Here is an 874-nt window from a genome sequence, read left to right on the forward strand (position 1 = left end):
TATCCGTTCCTGCAGCGCTACTTTATCCACGGCATCGTGATGGGCTCAGTCAAAGAATAGGAGAGAAACAGATGAAATCCATATGCGTTATCGGAAGCTTGAACATCGATCTGGTCGCCGCCGTGGAGCGTTTCCCGCTACCCGGCGAGACGCTGACCTCGGTCGGCTACACGACCTTCTTTGGCGGCAAGGGAGGCAATCAGGCGGTCGCGCTCGGCAAGCTGGGCGCCAATGTGCGCATGGTCGGCAAGGTCGGCGACGACATCCATGGCAGCGACTATATCCGTCACCTAAGGATGAACGGCGTCGATACAACAGGCGTCCGGCAAGAGCAGGGAGCGGCTACAGGCACAGCGATGATCCTCGTCGATCCACAAGGCGAAAATCAGATCATCATCTCGCCGGGCGCGAACGGTCTGCTAAGGCCGACCGACATCGACGAGCATTGGGACTATATGATGGAAGCTGAGCTGTTCCTCTTCCAGTTGGAGGTCCCCGTCGGCACCGTTGCCTACGCGATGAAACGGCTGAAGGCAGCGGGCAAGACGGTCATCCTCGACCCTGCGCCAGCCTCCCAGCTGCCTGACGCGCTGTTCGGCTATGTCGATTACATGACGCCCAATGAGACGGAGATCCGCTACTACGCGGGCCGTCACCAGGCGTACAAGCTGCAGCTTAAGGAAGCGGCAGGCGTGCTGCTGCGCAAAGGCGTCGATACAATCGTCGCCAAAGCCGGCTCGGAGGGCGCTTACTATATCCGGGGGATCGATCTCCAGCATATCGCCGCCTTTCCCTCCGATCCCGTCGATACGACCGGCGCCGGCGATTGCTTCAACGCTGGCTTCGCCTATTCGCTCGCTGCCGGGAGCGGCCC

Annotated in this window: 1 protein-coding gene; it reads left to right on the plus strand. The window is 60.4% G+C overall.

Annotated elements, in window-relative coordinates:
• Positions 1-71: 71 nt before the first annotated feature.
• The coding region (locus PA598K_RS34645; protein WP_185602419.1) for a ribokinase at positions 72-874 on the plus strand (803 nt) is incomplete at its 3' end.

It is taken from the genome of Paenibacillus sp. 598K (assembly GCF_003851045.1).
Taxonomy (GTDB): Bacteria; Bacillota; Bacilli; order Paenibacillales; family Paenibacillaceae; genus Paenibacillus_D.